This is a genomic window from Methylotuvimicrobium sp. KM1, assembly GCF_044788715.1.
Classification (GTDB): Bacteria; Pseudomonadota; Gammaproteobacteria; order Methylococcales; family Methylomonadaceae; genus Methylotuvimicrobium.
Map to the genome: position 1 here is coordinate 4,934,483 of NZ_CP173170.1, position 23,989 is coordinate 4,958,471.

At 49.9% G+C, this 23,989-nt stretch carries 17 protein-coding genes and 1 tRNA gene; 10 read left to right on the forward strand and 8 right to left on the reverse strand.

Translation table 11 applies throughout. The annotated features are described in order from the left end of the window. The first annotated feature begins 69 nt into the window (after window positions 1-69). Both ACINK7_RS21515 and ACINK7_RS21520 read left to right on the forward strand, forming a co-directional pair. A complete protein-coding gene (locus tag ACINK7_RS21515) occupies window positions 70-597 on the forward strand; it encodes a phosphatase PAP2 family protein (RefSeq protein WP_404358570.1) in 528 nt (175 codons plus the stop codon). Next, on the forward strand, window positions 594-1,646 hold the full coding sequence (locus ACINK7_RS21520; protein ID WP_404358572.1) for an MJ1255/VC2487 family glycosyltransferase: 1,053 nt from the start codon (window positions 594-596) through the stop codon (window positions 1,644-1,646). Before ACINK7_RS21515 ends, ACINK7_RS21520 begins: the two co-directional genes overlap by 4 nt. A 118-nt stretch (window positions 1,647-1,764) precedes the next feature. On the opposite strand, the gene ACINK7_RS21525 is transcribed toward ACINK7_RS21520, so the two are convergent. Further along, window positions 1,765-2,658: a CHAD domain-containing protein gene (locus ACINK7_RS21525; protein ID WP_404358573.1), complete on the reverse strand. Its 894-nt coding sequence runs from the start codon at window positions 2,656-2,658 to the stop codon at window positions 1,765-1,767. A 1,014-nt stretch (window positions 2,659-3,672) separates the two neighbouring features. On the opposite strand from ACINK7_RS21525, the gene smbP reads away from it, so the two are divergent. Beyond that, the gene (smbP, locus tag ACINK7_RS21530; protein WP_404358575.1) at window positions 3,673-4,029 is read left to right on the forward strand and encodes a small metal-binding protein SmbP; all 357 of its coding nucleotides are present in this window, start codon (window positions 3,673-3,675) and stop codon (window positions 4,027-4,029) included. A gap of 1,190 nt (window positions 4,030-5,219) precedes the next feature. On the opposite strand, the gene cysI is transcribed toward smbP, so the two are convergent. Further along, window positions 5,220-6,926, reverse strand: a complete 1,707-nt coding sequence (gene cysI / locus ACINK7_RS21535) for an assimilatory sulfite reductase (NADPH) hemoprotein subunit (protein WP_404358576.1) — start codon at window positions 6,924-6,926, stop codon at window positions 5,220-5,222. 13 nt (window positions 6,927-6,939) lie between these two features. After that, the gene (locus tag ACINK7_RS21540; RefSeq protein WP_404358578.1) at window positions 6,940-8,736 is read right to left on the reverse strand and encodes an assimilatory sulfite reductase (NADPH) flavoprotein subunit; all 1,797 of its coding nucleotides are present in this window, start codon (window positions 8,734-8,736) and stop codon (window positions 6,940-6,942) included. A 405-nt stretch (window positions 8,737-9,141) separates the two neighbouring features. Between ACINK7_RS21540 and ACINK7_RS21545 the strand changes: the two genes are divergently transcribed. After that, on the forward strand, window positions 9,142-9,534 hold the full coding sequence (locus ACINK7_RS21545; RefSeq protein WP_404358580.1) for a thiol-disulfide oxidoreductase DCC family protein: 393 nt from the start codon (window positions 9,142-9,144) through the stop codon (window positions 9,532-9,534). Between the two features lie 444 nt (window positions 9,535-9,978). On the opposite strand, the gene fba is transcribed toward ACINK7_RS21545, so the two are convergent. From fba to ACINK7_RS21565, 4 genes are all read right to left on the reverse strand, one after another. Beyond that, a complete protein-coding gene (fba, locus tag ACINK7_RS21550; protein ID WP_404358582.1) occupies window positions 9,979-10,992 on the reverse strand; it encodes a class II fructose-bisphosphate aldolase in 1,014 nt (337 codons plus the stop codon). 124 nt (window positions 10,993-11,116) lie between these two features. Further along, window positions 11,117-11,941, reverse strand: coding sequence for a class I SAM-dependent methyltransferase (locus ACINK7_RS21555; RefSeq protein ID WP_404358584.1), 825 nt, complete (start codon window positions 11,939-11,941; stop codon window positions 11,117-11,119). 48 nt (window positions 11,942-11,989) lie between these two features. Continuing rightward, window positions 11,990-13,159: an acyl-CoA dehydrogenase family protein gene (locus ACINK7_RS21560; protein WP_404358586.1), complete on the reverse strand. Its 1,170-nt coding sequence runs from the start codon at window positions 13,157-13,159 to the stop codon at window positions 11,990-11,992. A gap of 832 nt (window positions 13,160-13,991) precedes the next feature. Beyond that, a tRNA-Leu gene (locus ACINK7_RS21565) sits at window positions 13,992-14,078 on the reverse strand. A gap of 239 nt (window positions 14,079-14,317) precedes the next feature. Between ACINK7_RS21565 and ACINK7_RS21570 the strand changes: the two genes are divergently transcribed. The 5 genes from ACINK7_RS21570 (at window position 14,318) to ACINK7_RS21590 (ending at window position 22,676) form a co-directional block, all read left to right on the forward strand. Then, entirely contained in the window at window positions 14,318-14,989 is a 672-nt protein-coding gene (locus tag ACINK7_RS21570) for a DUF3047 domain-containing protein (RefSeq protein ID WP_404358588.1), read from the forward strand. Window positions 14,990-15,112: 123 nt separating this feature from the next. Further along, window positions 15,113-18,430: an SNF2-related protein gene (locus ACINK7_RS21575; protein ID WP_404358590.1), complete on the forward strand. Its 3,318-nt coding sequence runs from the start codon at window positions 15,113-15,115 to the stop codon at window positions 18,428-18,430. 424 nt (window positions 18,431-18,854) lie between these two features. Next, complete coding sequence (locus tag ACINK7_RS21580; RefSeq protein ID WP_404358592.1) at window positions 18,855-20,834, forward strand: GumC family protein; 1,980 nt, start codon at window positions 18,855-18,857, stop codon at window positions 20,832-20,834. Window positions 20,835-21,207: 373 nt separating this feature from the next. Beyond that, entirely contained in the window at window positions 21,208-21,897 is a 690-nt protein-coding gene (locus ACINK7_RS21585) for a TIGR04283 family arsenosugar biosynthesis glycosyltransferase (RefSeq protein WP_404358594.1), read from the forward strand. Beyond that, the gene (locus ACINK7_RS21590) at window positions 21,885-22,676 is read left to right on the forward strand and encodes a sterol desaturase family protein (RefSeq protein ID WP_404358596.1); all 792 of its coding nucleotides are present in this window, start codon (window positions 21,885-21,887) and stop codon (window positions 22,674-22,676) included. Before ACINK7_RS21585 ends, ACINK7_RS21590 begins: the two co-directional genes overlap by 13 nt. Before the next feature lie 230 nt (window positions 22,677-22,906). On the opposite strand, the gene ACINK7_RS21595 is transcribed toward ACINK7_RS21590, so the two are convergent. Beyond that, a complete protein-coding gene (locus ACINK7_RS21595; protein WP_404358598.1) occupies window positions 22,907-23,113 on the reverse strand; it encodes a DUF6494 family protein in 207 nt (68 codons plus the stop codon). Window positions 23,114-23,679: 566 nt separating this feature from the next. Here ACINK7_RS21595 and ACINK7_RS21600 point away from each other — a divergent pair. Next, window positions 23,680-23,958, forward strand: coding sequence for a hypothetical protein (locus ACINK7_RS21600; RefSeq protein ID WP_404358599.1), 279 nt, complete (start codon window positions 23,680-23,682; stop codon window positions 23,956-23,958). Window positions 23,959-23,989 lie beyond the last annotated feature (31 nt).

A 23,989-nucleotide genomic window follows, 5' to 3' on the forward strand; every position in this document is an offset into this window, starting at 1 on the left:
AAAATCGATGATTTTCACCGCCTTACGCTGTCGCGGTCGACGCGTATGGCACCTAACGAGGGCAAGACTATGAAACTGATTTATTCGATCCACAAATGCGACGTGTTCATGTTTACCTGGCTGAATAACGTAAGCATCCACACGCATCTGGTTCGTCTATGCCGTTATATTTCGAAAACCGGCGACGGCATACTTTATGTGTTAGCAGCCGCTTGGCTGTATTGGGAAAGCGGTACCGAATCGCCGCTGTTTAAAGCCATGGCTCTAGCGTTTCTCATCGAACGTCCGGTTTATTTCATTCTCAAAAATAGTTTTAAACGTAATCGTCCGCAAGCGGCGCTGGAAAATTTTCGTAGTGCCATTATCCCTTCGGATCGGTTCAGTTTCCCCTCCGGACATACTTCCGCAGCCTTCATGATGGCGACCTTAATTGGTTTTTTCATACCGGTCTTATTGATTCCGCTTTATCTATGGGCGGCATCGGTCGCTTTCTCACGCGTGGTACTGGGCGTGCATTTCCCGACCGATACTCTGATGGGGGCCGCAATAGGCGTCGGCACGGCAATTTTCAGCTTGGATTACTTATTATCACTATGAAGATATTTTATGGAGTACAGGGCACCGGTAACGGACACATTACCCGTGCCAGAGTCATGGCGAAAGAACTTTACGCCCAGGGTTTCGATGTCACATTTCAATTTAGCGGCCGTCCCGCCGACAAATATTTCGACATGGACGTGTTCAACGGATATCAGCTTAAAGAAGGACTAACCTTCAACACCGAAAAAGGCCAAGTCAATTACCTCAAAACCGCATTACAGGCCCGGCCGATTCGTTTCTTACAAGATATCAATACGCTGGATCTAAACGGTTACGATTTGGTCATCAGCGACTTCGAGCCGGTGACTGCCTGGGCCGCCAAAAAGCAAAAAATACCGGTGCTCGGTATCGGCCATCAATATGCATTTAACCATAAAATTCCTAAAACCGGCTCGGATCCGTTCGCCGACCAAGTGATGAAATATTTCGCTCCAGCCGACCAAGGCATCGGCTTGCATTGGCACCATTTCGGCCAACCGATCCTGCCGCCGATCATCGAAACGCCGGAATTTCCGAAGTCGATCGTCAACAATAAAATCATCGTCTATTTGCCGTTCGAGGATCAAAACGAAGTCATCAAGTACTTGTGCCCGTTCGAAAATTTCGAATTTCATATTTATGCGCCGCAACCGGTCGAATCGAGATATCCTCATATTCTGTGCAAGCCGCTATCGCGTGACGGATTTCAACAAGATTTATACGACAGCGCCGGCATCATCAGCAATGCCGGTTTTGAGCTGGCCAGCGAATCGCTGCAACTCGGCAAGAAAATTCTCGCCAAACCACTGCACTCGCAAATGGAGCAAATTTCCAACGCCGCCGCGCTCGAACAACTCGGCTATGGCCATACGATGTTCGACATGGATGTCGCCGTCATCGAAAATTGGTTGCATAATCCGCATGCAGTACGCATCACCTACCCGAATGTCGCCAAAATTATCGTGCAATGGATCAAAGATGGCATGCCGGAATTGGACATGGCATTTACCGAAGCGGTTTGGGATAGCGTTGACGTATTGCAAACCAAGTCCATCAATACAAGATAAAAGCTAAACGCACTTTAGTTCTGTAACCAAACGTTTTGCCCAAAACACAATAGGGTCAGGTTCAATTAATAATTCAACCTGACCCCTTTTTTGGACCCCTTTTTTGGCGCATGTGAAATCAGTCTTCCTCGGACCAAACACTGAAGTAGATGGCGAAACGGCGAGCCAGGTGCTTTGGTTTCTCCGCAAACAACCGACGCCCCAGCGGCTTACTTTCCCGCTCGATCTGCGCGGTCCTCTCCTCGACATGATTGATAAAGTTCGTAAAAACTTCTTCCTTTGCAGAGGATGCCGGATCATTCAGGACCCATGCACGTAAAACACAAAGATCATGGTGATTGCCTAGCAATTCACCGAGTTTCTCCGCCTCATCCCGCCGTGCTCGCACGACGGTAGGCCAGGTGTCACGCAGGAGGCGCATGTGATACCAGTGGTACTTCACTCGCTTGCGCCACTCGTGAAAAGTATCAGGTGTAGGATTGTCGCAGGCTGCATCCATGGCATCGCATGCCCGAGAGTACGTTCTACACATACCCTCGAGTGCTGCCCCATAGCCATCGCTTTCGATACTCAAAGATGCCAAACGCTTGTGACCTACCACCATAGCGGACTCAAAATCTTGCAGAAGCTTATCGATCCGGCCCGTATCCTCCATCAGCGTGTTCTTATGCGTCTCCAGTCGCAAGCGGATGGGCCGTATGATCTTTCTATCAACTTGGGCATCGAAATGCTCAGCGAGCGCGCCGCAGGTTTCGATCATAGCCTCCGTGTCACGTACATCCGAGATACGGCGCGCAGCATCGCGGTACCAGGCGTTCTCCTTGGAGTAATTCTTGCCGAGAGCGCCCCGAATAAGCCGCAACGCCGCGCGTATCTTCTTACAGCGCTTGCGCACTTGATGAATCGTATCTGCCCGATCCAGGTTCGTATCTGCCACTTCGCCGAGCGATTGTTCGATCTGCTCGGATATGACGCGGCGGATACCGTTCTGAACCGATTCGCCGGTTTTCAAACGATATGGCATACTTGATAATCTCCAACTGGGCTATATGACATCGACGTGCAGGCTTAGATGAAGCCCAATGCCTCATGCCTCACATCACTGGCGGTAAAAAGCAGAGCGAAAAATGAGCGGCACTTTTTACTATCCAACTGCATGTGCTTGTTAGCTTGTTTCTTCTATTTAATAACCCGGCTTCTTGGTTTGATCAATAAATTTTTCAATATTTCTTTTGCCCCATTGGTTTGAAATAGCATATCTGGTTGAATCCAAGAATTCTAAAACTTTATCATCCCCAAGAAAATGCCGATATACTCCTCATCAAATGTAAATTTCCTTTGCTTCCTGTTCAGGTACAAAGGGGAAAAGGAAAGGCGGATGTCAAATGTATGGCTTGATAATCATCGAGCCTGTCTCCGCGAACGTTTTGATTTGCTCAGGTCCTGGTCGAACTAAAAAGGGGTCAGGTTTAATTATTAATTAAACCTGACCCCTTTTTACCTTTTAAAGCCATTGACGCTCGGCAACGGATGGCTTTGATCGAAGCTTTGGCGTTTTGATTTCGATACCTTCAACTGGTTATTCGAACTTCTCGGCATCGATAATCGCGATCTGGGGATCGCTCCCACAACGGAGTAAGGAGGCATTAATCGTTGGTGCGCGATATGTATCACGCCTCATTGAAAAAAACATGCTAGGTGGCTGTGTGTCCGGCTCTCGAAATGATATATAGAGCCCGTGATTAATTAAGCTACATTCATGAAAAAGGGGCCTGAAAAAGGGGTCAGGTTGAATTAAAATTCAACCTGACCCCTTTTTCAGCAGGCAAACCTGCGTAAGACATGGCTTACAGAGATATTGGCATGTAAGCGAAAAATATTAGTTGAGTAAATAAGTAGGTAATTACTACAATAATCTCTACAATTACTGTAGCATGAAGATTCGCGTGAGTTTTTAGCGATTCTCGATTTTGGGGTCGTTAACAAAAGGTTTTGGCGCGACAATGCCTTTTATCAGGAAAATATTATGAAAAAAATGATTACTTTATTGGCCACGTTAATACTAGTGTGTTTCTCACAAATGGGATATTCCGCAGGCGGTCCAATGAACGAAGACTTGACACCTCTCATCCCGATGGCGCAAAAAGCGGTAGACGCCGGTAAGCAAGGTGACGTAGATAATTTCATCAAAGAGGCAACTGAAACGTATAATGCGACTGAAACCCATCCCATGTCCGCAAGTCAGCAACGGGTTCTTACTAGAATGAGAAAATCACTGAAGCGTGCAAATTCCGGTAAGCTTGATGAAGCCGTTAAACTGGTTGAAGATGCTATGACGCATATGGGAAAAAGTGATGGTCCAAGTTTCGGCGGTGGGTCATAATTAAATCAGATACAAAAGATATAGCACGATAAGATGTTCTAATAACGAAGCTCATCAACCGAGCTTCGAGTCAAGTAGGTTCTTTCAAAGTCTTTTGACAAATCGGCGCACTGCTGGAGTAGCTTAAAACGCGTGTGCTGGAAATGACCAAAAAAGGGTCAAGGTCAAAGAAACATGCGCTGGTTAAGTCTCACGGGCGGATTGAAAAATCTGTCCTGACTGGTGGACTTAGCTAGCGCATGCCGGAGGACAGGCACATTCAACTGCCGACTCCACGCGGTCTGTGTGCACAACCACATAACTATCGAAATCTACCCGCAAGATCCCATTCATCCTAAAAACGGCAGTTAGTCCACGAAAATCACGAGAGACATGTGAGAAATCAATATGTTATGTTGATTTAGCCATTCACCCTTTGGGTGACGATCTGCAATCGAGTATCTCTTTGAATATTTTCGTGCTTTTTGTGACGCCTAGAGGCGCCTACTTTTGGTTTTCGTGGCTCAAATGATTTTACCAGGTTCATTTGCCAGTTCATGTCTTGCCCAACCGGCAATACTTCTGGTCGGTTCGGGCGCTGATTCCTGTCTGTGGAATGAATATATGTACGGTACAGCTCATCCCTTTGACTTCGCTGCAATTATTCAGTCTCCCTCTGCCTAAAACTCGCAAAGTGTAACCGTTCAGACCTCTATTCAAAAACCAGCATTTTTTTGTAAAAAATGTTGCAAGCCATTGATATTTGGTTCTCGCACTATCATAAAAAGGGGTCTAAAAAGGGGTCAGGTTTAATTAATAATTAAACCTGACCCCTTTTTGTTCTTGCATCGCATCTCTGGGCCGCCTGATATATCTTGCGCGCGTCCAGTTACGATGCGTTTGCCGGATCGGCATTTATTGTGGGACCGACGCCTTCGTCGCGATCGTCGAAGCCATTGACGCTCGGCAACGGATGGCTTTGATCGAAGCTTTGGCGTTTTGATTTCGATACCTTAAACTGGTTATTCGAACTTCTCGACCTCGATAATCGCGATCTGAGGATCGCTCCCACAACGGAGTAAGGAGGCAATTAAACCTTGGTATGCGATATGTACCGCCTCGTTCAAGAACACACACTAGGGTTGCTGTGTTTCCGGCTCCCGAAATGGTATTAAGGGTCTTTACAGTGACCAAGTTTGAAGGGGCTTTATTCAACGTTGAAAATCGCGCCCCGTTAGCATTGCTTCGACATAGCCGGTTCTGATCACAAAGTCGCCGAAACGTTCGCCGGTTTGGCGGTCGTCGGCATAGTGCTGCAGTAACGGTGTTAATTCAGTCAGAATCTGCTCCTCATTGATATTTTCCCGATACAGCTTATTCAGTCGTTGACCTTCGAACCCGGCGCCTAAATACAGATTGTATTTGCCCGGCGCCTTGCCGACCAGGCCTATTTCACCGAGAAAAGGACGGGCGCAGCCGTTTGGGCAACCGGTCATGCGCAGCAAAATCGGGTCGTTTTCCAGGCCAAACCGTTGCAGTAGCGGCTCCAGTTTGTCGAGGAAAGCCGGCAGATAACGTTCGCTTTCGGCCATCGCCAGGCCGCAGGTCGGAAAGGCGACGCAGGCCATCGCATTCAAGCGTAACGCGCTTTGTTGTCCGGGCTCCATAAAACCGTATTGGCGCAGCAGCGATTCGATTACCGGTTTGTTGTGATCGCTGACCTTGCCGATGATCAGGTTCTGGTTCGGTGAAATCCGGAAGTCGCCGTCATGGACCTTGGCGATTTCGCGTAGCCCGGTCATGATGGGCGCATCGTCGTCGGCGATACGGCCGTTCTGGATGAACACGGTGTAATCCCAGGTGTCGTTGACGCCCTTGATCCAGCCGTAGCGGTCGCCGGAATATGCGAACGTGAATTCCCTGGGCGCTTCCATTTGCCAGCCCAGGCGACGATTCAATTCGAATTTGAACCAGTCGACGCCGCGGTCATCAATGGTATATTTCAGCCGCGCATGCTTGCGGTTGGTCCTATCGCCGAAATCGCGCTGGATCTTGACGATTTCTTCGGCGACTTGCAGGGTCTTGTGTTTGGGGCAGTAGCCGATCACGTCGGCCAGACGCGGATAGGTGTTCGGCTCGCCGTGGGTCAGGCTCATGCCGCCGCCGACCGTGACATTGAAACCGACCAGACGGTCGTTCTCGGCGATTGCAATGAAGCCTAGATCGTTGGCGAAGATATCGACATCGTTGGCAGGCGGCACCGCGATTGCGGTCTTGAATTTACGCGGCAGATAATGTTTGCCGTAGATCGGTTCCTCGTCCTGGCGGCTGGAGTCGATCAGCTTTTCGTCCAACCAGATTTCATGGTAGGCGGTCGTTCTCGGAGTCAGGTGATCGTTGATGCGGCGGGCATATTCGTAGGCTTCCCCGTGCAGCCGGGATTGTTCCGGCACCGGGCTGCACATGACATTGCGGTTGACGTCGCCGCAGGCGGCGATGGTGTCGAGCAGCGAGGCGTTGATTTCGGCGATACTGCGTTTCAGGTCGCGTTTAAGGATGCCGTGGAACTGCAGCGCCTGGCGCGTGGTCAGGCGTATGCTCCCATTGCACCAGGTAGTGGCGATGCGGTCCATCTCCAGCCACTGCGCCGGCGTACAAATGCCGCCGGCGACTCGGACCCGAACCATGAATTGATAATGCGGTTCCAGCTTTTGCTTGCGCCGTTCGTCGCGCAGATCACGGTCGTCCTGCTGATAAATGCCGTGAAACTTGGATAGTTGAGTATCGCTATCGGTCAGTGCGCCGGTCAACGGGTTATTCAGGCTTTCCACCAGGCTGCCTCGCAGATAATTGCTGGCATCCTTGATGCGTTCCACTTCGACCCGTTTGTTCAATTCTTCCTCAGACACGTCGGTCATGTTTGTATCCTCGTTAATAAATGTCACGCTGATAGCGTTTTTCTTTCTGTAAGGTTTTCACATAGTGTTCCGCCGCATCGCGGTTCATGCCGCCTTCACGCTCGACCAGCCCCAGCAGGGTCTCATGCACGTCGCGAGCCATGTATTTTTCGTCGCCGCAGACATAAAGATAAGCGCCTTCCTGCAACCAGGCGTATAAATCGCGGCTGTGTTCCTGCATGCGCTGTTGCACATAGACTTTCTCGGCCTGGTCGCGGGAAAAGGCGACGTTCATCCTTGTCAGCAAGCCGCTTTTCAGATAACGCAGCCATTCGCTTTGATAGAGAAAATCGGTCATGAAATGCTGATCGCCGAAAAACAGCCAGTTCTTGCCGGTGGCGCCGACCGCATCGCGTTCCTCGACAAAGGCGCGGAACGGCGCGATACCGGTGCCCGGACCGATCATGATGATCGGCGCGCTGGGGTCGCTCGGCAGCTTGAAATTTTTGTTGTGATCGACATAGACCGGTATTGTCGTTTCCGAGCCGATGCGGTCGGCCAGAAAGCTTGAACAGACGCCATGACGGCGGCGGCCGTGACTTTGATAGCGGACCGTCGCAACGGTCAAATGCACTTCATCGGGATGCTGTTTCAGGCTGGAGGCGATCGAATAGAGACGCGGGGGCAATTTGCGCAGACTATCGATGAAATCTTGCGGATTCAAACCGGCGCCGGGAAAATCGGTGATCAAATCGATGATTTCGCGGCCATATAGATAGTCGGCCAGGTCTTGCTTATGCGCCTCGTTCAACAGGCCTTCCAGCTTGGGGTTGCCGTTCAGAGCGGCATATTTTTGCAGCATAGGCCGGGTCAAGGTCGTGATTTCATAGTCGCAAAGTAGAGCGTCATACAATGAGCGGTCTTTGCCGTCGCTGCTGACCGCATCATCCCCATTGAAATGCAGGGATTCGAGCAGTTCATCGACCCGCTCCGGCGCATTGCGAGGATAGATGCCCAGGGCATCGCCGGGTTCATAGCTTAAACCGGAACCCTCCAGCGACAGTTCATAGTGATGGGTTTCCTTGTTCGAGCCGCGCCCGTTCAACACGATGTCGTCCAACAGCACGGCCGGGAACGGGTTTTTGCGTGAATATTGGGATAAGACGGCGGTCTTAGCCGTAGCTGGGGTCAGGCCTGTTTCTTCAGTGATACTCAGCGTGCGCTGGCTTAATACGTTCAGCACCGAAGTCATCCAGTCTTCCGCCGCCGTCTCGTAATCGACATCGCAATCGGCCCGCTCGAACAGCCGCGTGGCGCCGAGTTCTTCCAGGCGTTGATCGAAATCGGCGCCGGTCTTGCAGAAGAATTCATAACTGGAATCGCCCAACGCCAGCACGGAGAATTGAGTGTGTTTTAATGAGGGCGCCCGTTTGCTGAATAAAAAGTCATAGAGATCTCGAGCATTATCGGGAGGATCGCCTTCGCCATAGGTGCTGACGATTACCAGCAAATACTTTTCAGTCTTCAGTTGCGGCGCCTTATAATCGCCCATGTCCTTGATCACGGCTCGCAGACCGCGCTCGGCGGCTAGGTCATGAACTTGTTCGGCCAGCTCTTCGCAGTTGCCGGTTTGCGAACCGACCAGAATGGTGATTTCGTCGGCTTTTGCCTCATGGGTGGTGGCGCTTACCGTCGATGACAATTGCGCGGTCAGATAACCGGCTACCCAGGCCTTTTGTTCCGACGTCAGCAGGGATGAAAACTGTCGGAACAACCGATAACGTTCCTCGTCTAGCGGCGTTTGAGTTTGTTCGGGGAAGGTATCACGCATAAATATTTTCCTTATACAGTAGGGCTGAATAGTTTTTAACTATTGAAAAGTCCCATGTCTACCGACAAAAATCTATCAACGTTTGGCCCTGATTGAACAGATTCAGTTTTAAGTCGGACGTTAATAACCAAGCATTTTACTCAGCAATTATCATTAAAGCTAGTTTCCGCTCGGTATAAATTATGCCTTTCGCACTTCAAATTTCAGCAGTGTCTTAGGAGGCGCCGGGGTGCTCGGCAAAGGCTTTGCCAGCATGGAGCTGGCATAGAGCCTACATGGACGTATTCACGGCGTCCTTTGACGGGCACCCCGGTGCCGAATTTTGATCTCCGATAGGTATAGCTTTTATTTTTTGGTCGTCGTGGTATAGATGAAACAAGGTTTGGCGATTTTTCGGGATAAATAATGACGACACCAAAATTCTCAACGAAAGTCAGATGTTTCCATGATGGCGACTGCCCTATATGCAAAGCCGAAGTTAAGGCGATGAAAAGACTCGATCGAGACGGCGCGATTGAATGGGTTGATATCGTCCGCGATCAGGCAACTCTCGATAGCGCCGGAATCAGTTATAAACAAGCGATGGACCGTATCCATGTCATCGACGAAAACAGGCAGTTGCAAACCGGGGCGCGTGCATTCTTGGTTCTGTGGAAGCGTTTGCCCTATTATCGCCGACTGGCTGTCTTGGTCGAAACGCTTCCTGGACTCTTGCCGCTGATGGAATATGCCTACCGCCTATTCGCCTATTATCGTCTGCCGTTGACCGGAAAACGGCGCATCAGCAAAAAAACTTAATTCAACCTGACCCTGATGTATCCCCACAAATTGCTCGTTCCCACGCAGAGCACTCGCCGTTATACACAAGTATAAATATACCTGCTTGTACAAAACGTAGCGACCAATCGCTAGATTGCCGTGTCGTCCGAAAAGGCTATTGGTGTTTGAGCGATAGCGGCTTCGATAGTCGCGACGTAGGCGTCGCTCCCACAGCGCTTGTCACCCTTTGTGGGAGCGATCCCCTGATCGTCCCTCACCTAACGCTAGGTGAGGGAAAGTCAAGATTGTTAAGTGACAATAAATGCTATCGAGGTCTCATTGGCTAAGATTGTAAAAGAGTAATTTTTGACTTATGTATAACGATGAGCGCAGAGCGTGGGAACGAGGATGTGCGCAAGGCGTGAGTACCATTTAAGGAAGTTATTTTTACCGTATCCTTAACCTCTTTCGCTCGATATGTTCTTACCCTCGATAGCGCTTCGCCATATCGCGCAATGACACGGCTTTGATTTTACCCGCATGCCCGGCCGAGCCGAACGCTTCGTAGCGCAATTGGCAGAGTGTCTGCATTGCATCTCTGGCCGCCTGATATATCTTGCGCGAATCCAGTTCCGATGCTTTGGCCGGGTCGGCGACATAGCGGCGAATCGCACCTGTTGAGGCCATGCGCAGATCGGTGTCGATATTGATCTTGCGGACGCCGTATTTTATGCCTTCGACGATTTCATCGACCGGCACGCCATAGGTTTGCGGTATGTCGCCGCCGTATTCGTTGATAACTTTCAGCCAGTCTTGCGGCACCGAACTCGAACCGTGCATAACGAAATGGGTATTCGGCAGGCGCTGTTGCAATTCGCGTAAACGGTCGATCACCAAGACCTCGCCGGTCGGCGGTTTGCTGAATTTATAGGCGCCATGACTGGTTCCGATGGCTACCGCCAACGCATCGACTTGCGTTTGTTCGACGAATTCGACCGCTTCGTCGGGCTCGGTCAACAAGCGACTCGTCGCCTGTCCCGTTTTGTTTTCCAATGAACCCAAACAGCCGATTTCGCCTTCCACGGACACGCCGCAGGCATGCGCCATCTTGACGACGGTGCGTGTCACGTCAACGTTATAGTCGAAAGAGGCCGGCGTTTTCATATCTTCCAGCAAGGAGCCGTCCATCATCACCGAGCTGAAGCCCGATTGAATCGCCTGGGCGCAGATATCCGGAGTGGGCGCGTGGTCCCGATGCATGACGACCGGAATATGCGGGTATTGTTCGACGGCGGCCAGGATCAAATGGCGCAAGAAGACTTCTCCGGCATAACGATTGGCACCAGCCGAGCCTTGCATGATTACGGGACTGTCGCAGGCATCGGCCGCCTGCATGATGGCCTGGACCTGCTCCATGTTGCTTACGTTGAATGCGGGAATGCCGAAGCCGTGGTCGGCAGCGTAATCCAGCAGTTGTCGTAATGAGACTAAAGCCATGAGCGGTTCTCCTTCGATTTGTTTTTGATTCCGGTTAAGTGCTGACATCAACGCCTGCGGGAAAGGAGGCGAGTTTAATTGTTAAATCAACCCGCCCCCTTTTAATTTAGTTGAAAATACTCCGTCAACTCAGCGCCGGGTTATGCTCGATTTGATAAATATAGCGCACCAGCGTTCCCTGTTCGGCATGATCCTTAAACCAGCCGTTTTCAGCCATGCGAGCCTCGCACAGAAACGCGTTGCCTTCGGCGTCGAAATCGGCTCTGAGCTTGTGCGAGTATTCGTAGTTTTTGATCCAGTGATTGCGCACGTTCGGCGTGAAGTCGTGCTGCACGTAATTGCACGCCAAGCCCTTCAACACCTGATCCATGCGGGTATGACCCGGCTCGAGGATGGTATCGGGATCGTCGTCTTCCTTGACCTGAAACGCCGCGACGATCATGCGCCCGCCGGGCTTCAGCTTCGCGTTGAGTTTGCGCAGTGTCGCCCCGTAATCGCCCATGAAATAGATCGAATCGATCGCGACGATAACGTCGTAGTCGCCTCCCGGCAGGTCGTCGTGAATCAGATCGACGCATTGAAAATTCAGCGTATCACGCTTGTCTTCGGTTCTTCGCAATGCCTGCCCGACCGCGACATCGGCGTAGTCGACACCAAGTATCTCGCAGCCGACTTGTTGATTAAGATGCTCAGTGATATGACCGTTCGAGCAGCCGATTTCCATGACTTTTTCGCCGGAGTTGAGCATCGTGGCCAAAAACGCCATTTCGTCGACGTCCATCATGCCGTGCTGACACAAATCGCGGCCATACACCGCCTCGCAGAAACGCGCATGCGACGAACTCTCCGCCGCGCGCCTGAAATATTCGTTGTACCACGCCTTCGAAAACATCTCAGCCTGCCCCAATTCGGCGGTGTGATTCATCAATTCGTTCATCGTTTGTTCCATGTTGCTTTCGCCTCGCTGGATTTAAGATTGGAAATAGGCGGCCGGCCGTTAAAATTTGAAAAACGGCCATTCCGGTTCGAGTCCGAGCAAGATTTGTCCGACAGATTCGAACTTGCTCGCGTTCAAAAAACCGTGCTGGGTGATGACATGAATGTCCCGGAAATGCCGCGCGAAACCGTAGTCCTCGCGAATGCCGGACGCGCCGGTGATCTCCTGTATCAAGTCGACCACCTGTGCGCATTCGAGCACCGCATGGGTCGATGAAAGCTGCAACTTGCCTTTCAGTTGCAGCGTGATCGCTTTGCCGGCAAGCGTTTCCTGCCAGGCTTCGTCGAATGCGCCGAAAAAATAGGCGCGGCTCGCGTCGAGCTTCGCTTGAGCCCGCGCCAGTTGCGATTGCACGATGCTTTGCTTGATCAACGTCGTCGAACCGTATGCCGGTATCTTGTTGCCGATCAAACCGAGCGCTTCGTCGATCGCCGCGCGTGTAATGCCGAGCGCCGGCGCGACCAATGCCGCGATCGCGGGCCAAATCGTCAACCGGTACAACGGGCCGGTATAAGCGCTGCCGGGATTGCGCAGCGGTCCCCACGGCGCGGCCCAGTGTTCGGGAATGACGACGTCGTCGACTTCGACGTCATGACTGCCGCTGCCGCGCATGCCCATCGTGTTCCAGTTGTCGACGATCTTGACCTTGTTGGCCGGAACCGCGATCAAACGCGTATCGGGCATTCCGTTTGCATCGACGCGCAATGTATCACCGTCATGCACGTTCGCGAAGCCGAGAAACACCGTCGCATGATGCGCGCCGCTGACGAACGATGTGCGCCCCGAAATCCGATAACCGCCGTCGACCGGAACGGCCTTGCGCGCCGGATTGAAGGCGCCGACCGGAATCGCATCGCGCCCGAAGATTTCCCGCGCGGCCCGGTCGCCGAACCACGGCGCGAACAGATCGTGCGCGGCGGCGATTTGCAGATTCCAGCCGGCCGCGCTGTCGATGCGCGAAACGGCCTCGATGATGCGGAAACCGGATACCGGATCGAGCTCGAAACCGTCGAAAACTTTCGGCCGCCACATCCGGTACAAACCGGCCTGTTGCATCGCCCGAGCGACCGGTTCAGACATTTTCCGCTCGCGCTCGGCCGCTTCGGCATATTTACGAATGATCGGCGATATGTCTCGAACGGCTTCGAGTAGGGTTTCAGTCGCTGTCATTGATATCTCCTGGATTGCCCTTCGTTCTAGTGACGGCCATTATACAAAAACCTTACGAATCTTGGGAGTTATCGACACCCAAAATGTAGACGGGTTCCCGTGATCCCTTGGGGCTACCCATGCTGCGCGCTACGTCGCGCCAGACTGAATTTCTGATGCGGTTTTCGTCGGTTGGACTTGGCCGGCGTTCAATCCGACCGGCGAATTGAATACTGCATGGTTACGAATTTTTGCAAGGGCATTTCCTGACGATGATCGAACACTGAGAGATCAAAGCCACGATGGTTAACGACAGGACAACATTTAACCGGAATATTTCTTGAAGTGTGGTGATTTGTTCGAGATTGTTGCCGCCTTTCACATAAATCAGCGAAGCCGGCGATACTGCAAAAAAGACAAAAAAGGAAAAAAGGGGGCAAGCGGGCGGCGTTAGCGGCAACATGCTACGATGACAAAGATTGACACCGAAAATACCCGTTAGAATGCAGGCTACATTTAAACTGTAAGGTCAATATTTAATTCTTTGATTATATCCATCCAGACGTAAACTCGGAGTTTACATTTAGGAAATTATCCCATTCCCCGAAGCTCCGTATTATCTAGCCTCAAGCAGTTTTTTGACTAAATTTATTATCGAAAAGCGCGAAGGTTTTTTAGATGCAAATTAATGCGCAAAAAGGATGATCCAAAAATGGACCCTCTTTTGTTGCGATGACGGCAAAGCTTGCCGTTATAGCTGGCGTATTTTTTTGGAAGTGCGACAAAATTGCGACAAGAACCAAATTATTAGACTTCGCTAATAAACTAGTTTTGTATAACCTATTGATTTGATTGGTGCCTGGGGCCGGAATCGAACCGGCACGGTGTTGCCACCGAGGGATTTTAAGTCCCTTGCGTCTACCAATTTCGCCACCCAGGCATTTGAGGATGTCGTAGAGCTGTGCATTGTACCTTATCCCGGACGGCATTCGCCAGTATTTTTTTGCTTGTGTTTTAATTCAAAGGGTACGGACCTTTCCTATTTTCCGTTACGTCTGTAAGTAAATTGATGAAACGGCGACCCATTGCTAATTGACAATGGCGGAAGCTTCTTCCGTTTTGCCATTGTGTGGTTTCGAGATACATTTGAAATGAATACTTTTGCTTGAGGAACTCGCTTTGCATTCATTATTACTTCGTCCGTTTATATCCCGTTGCCTGTTGATAGCTTTGCTCTCAAGCCTTGGCTCGGTCGCCGCCGATACAAGCCGGCTTGCAGTCGGTGAATTCTCCTCCGGCAGCCTTGCCGGCTGGAAACCTAAGTCATTTAAAGACACTACACTTTATACGATCGAGTTGTTAGATGATGTTCGCGTATTAAGAGCGAAGAGCGAACAAACGGCGTCCGGCTTATTTAAAGAGCAGCGTATCGATCTTCAAAAAACGCCTTATTTGAATTGGCGATGGCGCATCGAAAACCGTTTAGGAAACATCGACGAGCAGAGTAAGACCGGCGACGATTATGCGGCCCGTGTCTATGTGGTGGTTAGCGGCGGCTGGGCATTCTGGCGAACGCGGGCGATCAATTATGTTTGGGCCGGGAATTCACCGAAAGGCATGGTCTGGCCGAATGCTTTTGCCGGTCGTAATGCGATGATGATCGCTTTGCGTTCGGCTGACGATCAAACCGCTACTTGGTATCAGGAAAAACGTAACATACAGCGCGATTTGGAAGCGCAATTCGGCGAAGCTATTCGCTACATTGATGCCGTGGCATTGATGACCGATACCGATAATGCCGGCGGCAGCGCCGAGGCTTATTATGGCGACATCTATTTCTCGCGGGATTGATAAATTTGCGCGTTCCTAAGATAAAAGTCATTTCGTTATAACGTCAAAAATAAAACCGCGCATCGGCATTGTTTTGCGCAAAGTATATAATGACCGGTTTGCCGACTTTATTCAGACGTAGCAATGACCGATCAAAAGAAGATTTTAAGTTCCGATATCCGTTACGAATGCGGCGACTCCGCTTATACGCGCGGGCTCAGCTATTACCAAAGCGGCATGGTATCGAAAATGAACATTGCCGAAGAGGGTGACCGGCATATCCAATTGAAATCTTCGGTCAAAGGGAGTGGTAACAACCATTATCAACAAAATATAAAAGTCACCTGGAACGACAAATTCAATAATGTTGAAATCTTCGGCTATTGCTCCTGTCCGATGCATTTTAACTGTAAGCATGTCGCGGCGGTTTGCCTTAAATACCGCAATGACATGACCGACATGCCTATTAAAACCGCTAGCCATACATCAAGTTGGCTGGGTTGGCTCGAAACACTTAACAAACAAACATCCGCCAAATCGCCTTATCAAGATTTTCTTGCCTATACCCTGCTGCCGGCCTCGAAAAAAGGGGAGTTCAATCTCGATTTGACGATTACCCGTGAAAAGAAAACCGGCGGTCTATCCAAGGGCCGTAAAACTACAGTCAATAATCTGCGCTATGGGTATGCTTCAAACACTTATTTTCAAGAAGGCGACGAAGAACTCATTCGTTTAATCACCGCTTTACCCAGTACTTATGAAGGCGTACCGATCATTAACGGCGCGACCGGTTATTTGGTTCTAGCACAAGCCGTTAAAACCGGACGTTTGTTTTATCAGTCATTAGATGAACCGGCGATAACGAACGGCGAATTACGCGATTTAAATTTCGAATGGCTCATGCAGGATAATGGCGATTTTCAGTTGGTATTGACCATCGAACATGACGCTATTTTAATCTTGACCGAACCGCCGATGTATCTGGAGCCGGCAAACGGTTTAATCGGGCCTTTGAATGTACATGGAATCGATTTTCAACAATTGCAAAAAATTCTGACGATTCCGCGTATTCCCGCCGAAGCCGCCGAAGAGTTTAGCGAGCGTTTAACGCTTCAGCATCCCGAATTACCTTTACCGCCGCCGCGCAGGATTGAAATCATTGAACTGCGGGGTCAAAAGCCCCGCCCCAAACTGACATTGTTCGGCACGCAATTTACGACGTCGAATTATGTCCATGCAATGACGGTCAGTTTCGATTATGCCGGGCATATTTTTGCGGCGCACCCACTCGAAAGAAACAAGGCGAACAGTTTTTATTCGAAAACGGATAATGCTTCAGCCGAATCGGAGCGCCTTGTTTGGGAAGTGATTAAAACCGAACAAGGCTTATTGCGTATCGCACGCGACCAGGCTGCCGAATCCGAGGCGATTCAACGCTTAACCGACCAAGGCTTCCGATCGATGGATTGGCCCGGCAACACGGAATTCGTCATGACGGCGCAGGCGGAACCCTCGGACGCGAATGGGGCGGTTCGATGGGGCACATTCGTGCAAAACAGCGTTCCCGAACTGGAACAAGCCGGTTGGTTAATTGAAATTAACGATAGCTTTTTGATGAAATTCCAGGAGGCCGATACTTGGAATGCTGAAATCGACGAAAGCGGTAACGATTGGTTTGAAATGCGTTTTAACATCAACGTGGACGGTCAATCGTTACCGCTGTTGCCATTGATCATGCCGGTCTTGGAAAATTTTAAAGGGGACCAATTACCCGAAATTCTTAGCATTCCGATGGGTGAGCATCAATACTTAAACATTCCGTCGGAGCGTATCAAGCCGTTTTTGGATATCTTGTTCGAGTTATTCGATGCCGGTACTTACAGTGACCAGGGCGTATTGACCCTATCACGTTTCAATTCGGTCGCATTAGCCGATTTGGAAACGCACAGTTACGGCCTTTTCAGCCTAAAAGGCGGTAAGGCGCTTCGCGAAGTCGCTAAGAAGTTACGGGATTTCAAAGGTATCGCCAACGTTGCGCCGCCCGAAGGCTTGAATGCGCAATTGCGCGACTATCAACAACTAGGGCTCAATTGGCTGCAATTTATGCGCGAATATCAATTCGCGGGAATTTTGGCCGACGATATGGGACTCGGTAAAACCATTCAAACGCTAGCGCATATCCAACTGGAAAAAGAGCAGGGGCGTTTGACTGCTCCTTGTCTAATCATCGCCCCAACCAGTCTGATGGGCAATTGGCGACGCGAGGCCGAGCGCTTTACACCGAATTTGAGCGTCTTGATACTACAAGGCGTCGACCGAAAACAACATTTTCATAAAATCAACGATTTCGATATCGTGCTGACGACCTATCCTTTGTTGCCTCGTGACGAGGAAGCGTTGATCGAACCCGATTATCATTATTTAATTCTCGACGAGGCGCAAATTATCAAAAACCCCAAGGCCAAGGCATCGGCCATCGTCAGAAGAATTAATGCGAATCATCGATTATGTTTGACCGGCACGCCGCTGGAAAATCACTTGGGCGAATTATGGGCACAATTCGATTTCTTGATGCCGGGCTTTCTCGGCGACAGCGCTTTTTTCAAGCGTATCTATCGTACGCCGATCGAAACGCACGGCGACTATGAACAACGCAAGCGCTTGTCGCGCCGACTCGAACCTTTTTTACTGCGTCGAACCAAGCAAGAGGTTGCCAAGGAGTTACCACCAAAAACTGAAATGATCCGATCGGTGCCGCTAGACTCCAAACAGGCTGCCTTATACGAGAGTATAAGATTGACCATGGAAAAGAAGGTTCGCGATGCGATTGCGCAAAAAGGACTGGCGCGCAGCCACATTACGATATTGGACGCCTTGCTGAAACTGCGCCAAACCTGCTGCGATCCGAGAACGTTAAACTTGAAAGAGGCGCAAAAAGTCAAACAGTCGGCTAAACTCGATTTATTGATGGAGTTGCTGCCCGAGTTACTCGAGGAAGGCCGTAGAATTTTGGTATTCTCGCAATTTACGAAGATGATCGCACTCATCGAAGCGGAATTGAAAACCCGGAAAATTGCTTATAGTAAATTGACCGGCCAGACTAAAAACCGTGATGAAGCGATTAATTTATTTACCGGCGGCACAGTCGACGTATTTCTGATTAGTCTCAAGGCGGGCGGTGTCGGCTTAAATCTTACCGAGGCCGATACCGTGATCATTTACGATCCGTGGTGGAATCCTGCTGTGGAAAGTCAAGCCGCGGACCGGGCTTATCGAATCGGTCAAGACAAGCCGGTATTCGTTTATAAACTGATTACCGAAAATACGGTCGAAGAGAAAATTCTTGCCTTACAGGAAAAAAAGCGTGCATTGGCGTCCGGGGTTTATCAGGAAAACAACGAGCAAGGTTTTAATTTGACTGCGGAGGATTTGACCGCATTGTTCGATCCGGTACAGTCGTAGGCATTGATCCAATAAAAAGCATTTTGTCCACGAAACACACGAAAATATTTGGCATTTTGGCTGGCCGGGGTTTGCAACCCAGCCCCGCTCGAAGGGACGACGAAGGCGACTCTCCCTCAGAGGGTTGTTAATGCACTGTGGGAGCGATCCCCAGATCGTCCCTCACCTAGCGTTAGGTGAGGGAAGGCCGTGAATGTCAAGTTACAATAAATGGCATCAAGGCCACATTGTCTAAGATTGCTAAAAGGTAATACATGACTTATGTATAGCGATGAGATCCGTAAATTGGGAAAGCAATACGGATTGACCGTTTTTTTAGCTTGATGCGCATGGGTTTGCAATCCCAGCCTAAACCGTTTAAAAAATGCAAACTTCGTGTAATCTGTGATCATTGAGATCAATCATAATAACCGGGCTTTAAACGATGAACGATTACCCACCGCATATTGAAGTCATCAATGATGCAGGTCATTACCCGCCTGGCTCGCCGCCTCAACGCTGGTTTATCTCCCGTTTGCCAATCTTTCTCGGTGTATTCCTGAGTGCATTGTTCATCGGCTTGGCTTACAACTACAGCCGCCCTGCAATATACCGCAGCACGGCAACCTTACTGACTTCGGCAATGACCGCGATCGATCAGGTCTCGGAAACCGCCGATATCCAGCATGTCGCGATACAACGGCAAATTTTGCTGGGCCGCGAACTATTGGATGAAACGCTCAAGAGACTCGAGATAACACATCCGCAAGCCAATCTCACTTTAGAAGACGTCAAGGAAATCTTGCAAGTCCAATCGTTGCCCGACACGCAATTGGTCGAGATGCAGGCCGAGGGCGAAATGCCGGAGATTTTATCGGCTTTGATCAATACTTGGATAGACGTATATTTGGATGCCAGAGCGACGGAAATCGAAAGCAGCAAAGGTAAGACAATACAAATCGTCAAGGATGAGTTGGATGAATTGGAAATTAAAATCGAACAAGCTCGGAACGCGCTGATAGAATTTAGGAACGAACATGACATCGCCTCGACCGAGCGACAAGAAAATACGGTATTGGCCAAATTAACCGGGCTAACTGCGGCATTGAATAACGCCAATGAGGCCGAAGTCAAAGCCAAGGCCCGACTCGAAGCCGTCGAAAAGGCCATTGAGGAAGGTCAAGCCGTCGTGCCGACTCAGGATCAACGCAGCCTTGAACAACTGGAACAGCGGTTGCAACAGCTCAAGGAAAAACTGGCCGAATTCGACAAACGCTATACCCGGGAATACCTAGCTCGGCAACCGTCGATGAGATTCATTCCCGAGGAAATTAAAAAGCTCGAAAAGGAAATCGCAGCCAAGCAGCAATACGGCACAAGAATCGTGCATACCGATGCGATGCAAGAATACCAGGCCGCTAAAATGACGCTTGATCGTATTCGTCAACAGCTGGAGGACCACAAACGCATGGCGTCGGAGTTTAGCTCGCGTTTCGCGCAACACGAAACTCTGAAAGCCGATCTCGATGGACTCGAAAAAATTTACCGTGAAACGCAAGAACGCCTGGTTCAAATCGAAACGCGTCCGGTTGAAAAATACCCTCAGGTTACCGTGATTGACCGAGCCTTTCTTGCCCGCGATCCCATCAGCCCGAATTACAACCGAGATACAGTGATTATCGTTATCGGTTCAGTCATGCTCGGACTGTTCGGCGTTTGGCTCGCCGAGTTTTTACATCCGCCGAGGGAAAAGCAATCGGACGATGCGTTATCCGGTTTATCGGCCTACGCGAACCTAGGTTTTGGCGCAGGAAGGCTGGATTTGCCGCAAATCTCTCCCGAAAGGCTTGCGCAAATTCGCAATCATCAGCGACTGCATGCGCCAATGCTACGGGAATTGTCGGATGCCGATTTGCGCGCGCTGCTCAATGCTTCGAATATGATGGGCAAACAGTTAATTGTTTTGTTATTGCTTGGCGTTACATTAAAGGAAGCCGCGGCATTGACTCCCGAGCATCTGTATGCCGAGTCTGGAGAAATCCGGTTGAGCGGTCCCGTACCGAGAAACATTCCGCTCGACGGTCTATTGAGTTATTTTAACGAGCAACATCGATTTCCGGCCTGGTATACCGATAGCCCGCTAGCGATCGACGATCTTTCCGCGATTATAAGCGTTGCGGCGATCGATGCCGGCATGACACATCCCGAAGATTTCAATGCCGATGCCATTCGCCATACCTACATCGTGTATCTCATAAGACAAGGTTTGAAGTTATCCGAACTTGAAAACATCGTCGGAACGATAGCGCCTGCCGATTTAGTCGAATACGGGCGTTATTCGCCGTTACGCCCCGGTCTTTCAGTAACTGAAATCAACCGAATCCATCCGGCTTTGGAAACGGAAGCACTTCCGCCGGCGCAATGATAAGGATTTGGTCGTAAATAACTGCCCAATTTTATGGAGGGTTCGGTTGCTCGATTGGCAGGTGTCGGCGGCAGGGCAGATTTTTGCTCCTCGGCAATTGCTCCTGCATCGCCTAAAGCGCCTACTGTTGGTGCCCTAATACACGCCATCCATGGCGTAATGCAAAATCTGCATTCATGCCATCCTTGGCAATCAGTCGCCGCCGTCAAGCCTACACGGACGTATTCACCCAGCCCCTAAATTCCATAGCCCATCGGTCATGGTTAATAGTCTTACTAATTTAGGGGCTGGGGGTCCTGTCAAGCGAGTTACCGAACCCTCAACAAAGCTCATAGTTCCTGGATGTTATTTATCACGAAATCCTAAATAAATCATGCACTTTTCGATCATAATCCCGACACTCAACGAACAAGCCTCGATCGTTGAATGCCTTGGCAAATTGCAACACTTACGTAGACATGCGGAAATCATCGTATCGGACGGCGGCAGTTGCGATGAGACCGTGACTCTGGCCGAAGGCTTGGCCGACCGCGTATTAACCGGCCCGGCCGGCCGCGCCAAACAAATGAACCGGGGGGCAAAGTATGCGTATGGCGAAATCTTGATCTTTTTGCATGCCGATACGGTCTTGCCCGAACAAGCATTGAACTCGATTAATCATGCCTTAAACGAAGGCGCATATTGGGGGCGTTTCGATATTCGCCTGAGTGGTAGTCATGTCATGTTGAAGGTGATCGCCGCACTAATGAATCTACGTTCGCGATGGACCGGTATCGCGACCGGAGATCAGGCGATTTTCGTGAGTCGCAAAGCCTTCGATGCCGTGGGGGGCTTTCCCGATATCGCCTTGATGGAAGATATCGCGCTAAGCAAATCTTTGAAAAAATGGGGTAAACCCGCTTGTCTAATCGATCGTGTCGTCAGTTCCGGCAGGCGCTGGGAAAGCTATGGCCTATACCGAACGATTCTATTGATGTGGGGTCTAAGACTTCGCTATTTTTTGGGCAGCCATCCGGAGACCTTGGCTCATCTCTACCGAACAGGAAAATTATGGAAACCGTAATCCGCTTATCTATTGCGCTAGGCATTTTTTTGATCATGATCAGTTGGGAAGCGCTGCGGCCAAGACGCAAACAATCGCCCGACCGCAAACGACGCTGGCCAATCAATATCGGCTTGGCGCTGTTCAACATGCTGCTGATGCGATTGACGGTCGGGGGAGCGGCCTATCTGAGCGCGGTTTATGCGCAAGAGCAGTCTTGGGGAATTTTGAATGCGCTTGATATTCAAGGCTGGCCGGCGGTTGCGTTTACCTTGATCGCGCTCGATTTTGCGATTTACGGTCAGCATGTGCTCTCGCACAAATGGCCGTTGCTATGGCGTTTGCACCAGATTCATCACACCGATATGGCCTTCGATGCAACAACGGCGGTTCGCTTTCATCCGTTGGAAATTGTTTTTTCGATGTTCTATAAAATCGCGTGGATCTTATTGCTCGGCGCGGACCCGCTGGCCGTGATCGCCTTCGAAATTATCCTGAACGGTGCGGCCACGTTCAATCACGGCAATGTCGATATCCCGGAACGAGTCGATAAAATACTCCGTTGGCTCATCGTCACGCCGGACATGCATCGTATTCATCATTCGACGATCCCAGTCGAAACCGACAGTAATTATGGCTTTTCGATTTCGTGTTGGGATCGCCTATGCGGCACCTACCGCACCGAACCCAAACAAGCACAAACCGAGATGCCGATCGGCCTAGCGCCTTTCAGAAACCCCGAAGAACTCGGATTCGCGAGCTTGTTGCGTTTACCGTTTAGCGCGTTACGCCGGGAGTGACGCGAGCTATCGCTTTATTCTAAAAAAGCATTTCACCATGAAGATCATGAAGAATAAAAAGTGAAATCAATAGGTTGCTGAGACTTCGTAAAATAATTTTGCTCTCCGGAAAGGTTGCTCAAAGTCTATGGATAAACTATTGAAATACCTCAAGAACTTCATGCGCTTCATGGTTAAATTGCCGAATTTAGGATTAACGAGTTATGCTGGAAGTGACGCGAGATATCGATTTATTCCAGCTTAATTTGATCCTCGATCGTATGCGTTAACCGAACGTCCGGCAATTCCAAGGTCATCTTTACCTGCAAGGTTTCGGTTCCTTTCAACTCGCCCGTTTCAATGGCCTTAACAATCGCGTGTTCAAGTTCTCGCTGTGAAGTCACGCCGACTTGTTTCAAAAATTTTCTGACTTCCATATTCAATGTATCTTCGTTCATTGTTGTCTCCGGTAAATCATCAAAAAAATTGAAAAAGACTCGAAAGCACTAATGCAATTCGGATTCTCGTCACCCCTCCGATTATACCCCTCGTAGATCAAAATTCGGCATTGGGGTGCCCGTCAAAGGCCCAGCACCTAAATTATCCAAGACAATTAACCATGGCCAATGGGCCATGGAATTTAGGCGCTGGGTAAATACGTCCATGTAGGATGTAGGCTCTATACCGATTCCATGCTGACCCTTCACCTAGCATTGGGCGAGGGACCGAACACCCCGGGCGCCTCCTTAGGCACTACCGAAATTTGAAGTGCGAAAGGTATAACATAAACCATAGCGCTTGAAACGATGTAGTTTTTTAAACTGGATTCAACTCAGCATTCTAATCGAATAATAAAACAAAGAAGAAAGATTTCTGTTGACATATTAATGAGAATCATTATTATTAGCACTACGATAGATGTTTGACCTCTCCTGACTATCGTTTGGCGCACGATGCTTCGCTCTCTTAAATATATCGCACACTGCGTGCGCCAATTTTTTTTGCTTACTCGAATGAGGATGTCATGTTGGAAAATCAATCGGAAACATCGGCTCTGCATGAAATTACACATCTTCATGCGAGCACGTTAATGCTAATCACCCAATTCAGTAACGGACATCATTGCCCGAAACTGGCGCACATGATCGTCAATCAACTACGCCGACTCATTACCGAGTCCGAGCTGGAACAACTGCCCGCGGGCCAACAAATGTACCGGCAATTACTCAGTCATTGGCAACAAGTGACGCATACGTTGTTGGAAAAGCGGCAACAAAACCCTAAGCGCACTCAATTACACTGAGTTTGTTCAGGATGAAACCCAAAAAATTCAC